Below are 2,163 nucleotides of genomic sequence, written 5' to 3' on the forward strand. Positions count from 1 at the left end.
AAGCAAAGAACCCCTATATGTTGTGTTTGCACTACAATATATAGATAAATTCAGATCACAAAGCCGCGATGAAATTTACAACAATTCTACAAAAATACGGCCTTAATCAGTTTTGTTAGGGAAATGAAGCAGAATGAACCAAAAACTTACTGTCACCAAGCGTGATGGACGCAAAGAAACAATTGATCTTGAGAAAATCCACCGTGTAATCGCGTGGGCTGCGGAAGACCTGCACAATGTCTCTGTATCACAAGTAGAACTGAAAGCTCACATTCAGTTTTACGATGGTATTACCACCTCTGACATCCATGAGACTATCATCAAATCCGCTGCCGATTTGATTTCAGAAGAGACGCCAGATTACCAATATCTAGCGGCTCGTCTTTCGGTGTTCCATTTGCGTAAAAAAGCCTACGGACAATACGAGCCACCCACTTTGTACAACCATGTCTCTCGTTTGGTTGAAATGGGCAAATACGATAAGCACCTTATCGAAGATTATACTCGCGCAGAATTTGAAGAACTCGACACTTATATCGATCACGCACGTGACCTTAATTTTTCTTACGCCGCGGTAAAACAGCTTGAAGGTAAGTACTTCGTGCAAAACCGTGTGACGAAACAAATTTATGAGAGTGCCCAGTTCCTCTACATTTTGGTCGCCGCTTGCTTATTCGCGAAATATCCAAAAGAAAACCGTCTCGATTACATTAAGCGTTTTTACGACGCAACATCAATGTTCAAAATCTCGCTGCCAACGCCAATCATGTCGGGCGTGCGCACGCCTACCCGTCAATTTAGCTCATGTGTGTTGATTGAATGTGGTGACAGCTTAGATTCAATCAATGCCACAGCAAGCTCTATCGTACGTTATGTATCACAGCGTGCGGGGATTGGTATTAACGCGGGCCGCATTCGTGCATTAGGCTCGGAAATTCGCGGTGGTGAAGCATTCCACACGGGTTGTATTCCTTTTTATAAATATTTCCAAACCGCAGTGAAATGCTGTTCTCAAGGTGGTGTTCGTGGTGGCGCAGCCACTGTCTTCTACCCTTTGTGGCACGGTGAAGTGCAGTCGCTACTGGTATTGAAAAATAACCGCGGCGTTGAAGAGAACCGTGTTCGTCATATGGACTATGGTGTTCAGCTCAATAAGTTGATGTATTCTCGCTTAGTTCAAGGCGGTAATATCACCCTATTCTCCCCTTCTGATGTGCCTGGATTGTATGACGCATTCTTCGAAAACCAAGACGAATTCGAACGTTTGTATGTTCAATATGAGAATGACACTTCGATTAAAAAAGAGACGGTGAAAGCGGTAGAACTCTTCTCCCTATTGATGCAAGAACGTGCCTCCACTGGCCGTATCTACATCCAGAACGTTGACCACTGCAATACGCACAGCCCGTTTGATGCGTCTGTAGCGCCTGTTCGCCAATCCAATCTCTGTTTGGAGATCGCACTGCCGACGAAACCACTGTCTAATGTTGAAGATAATGAAGGTGAGATTGCGCTATGTACGCTTTCGGCATTCAACTTAGGTTCAATTCAATCTCTGGATGATTTCGAAGAGTTGTCTGATCTTGTGGTTCGTGCGCTAGATGCACTGTTGGATTATCAAGATTACCCACTGCCTGCCGCTTATAAGTCAACCATGAATCGCCGTACATTGGGTGTAGGCGTGATTAACTACGCTTACTATCTGGCGAAAAATGGCGTGAAATATTCGGACGGTAGTGCAAATGGTTTGACACACCGCACTTTTGAAGCGATGCAATATTACCTGTTGAAGGCTTCAGTCGCGTTAGCCAAAGAACAAGGCCGATGCCCTCTATTCCATGAAACAAATTATGCCAAAGGCTTGCTGCCTATCGACACCTATAAAAAAGATGTCGACCAAATTTGCGCAGAACCTTTGCATTATGATTGGGATGCGCTGCGCGCAGAGATCATGGAATTTGGCTTACGTAACTCAACGTTAACAGCGTTAATGCCTTCAGAAACCTCTTCGCAAATTTCCAATGCCACCAACGGTATTGAGCCTCCTCGCGGTTATGTTTCAGTAAAAGCCTCAAAAGATGGCATCTTGAAACAAGTCGTGCCGGATTTCATTAATTTGAAAGAGAACTATGAGTTATTGTGGAATATTGGTTCTAACAACGG

General features: G+C 44.2%; 1 protein-coding gene. It reads left to right on the forward strand.

The window, feature by feature from the left end; all coding sequences use genetic code 11:
* Positions 1-133: 133 nt before the first annotated feature.
* On the forward strand, positions 134-2,163 hold a 2,030-nt coding region (gene nrdA, locus B9J84_RS09075), incomplete at its 3' end, for a class 1a ribonucleoside-diphosphate reductase subunit alpha (protein ID WP_094123990.1).

The organism is Vibrio sp. V03_P4A6T147 (genome assembly GCF_002241085.1).
GTDB lineage: Bacteria > Pseudomonadota > Gammaproteobacteria > Enterobacterales > Vibrionaceae > Vibrio > Vibrio anguillarum.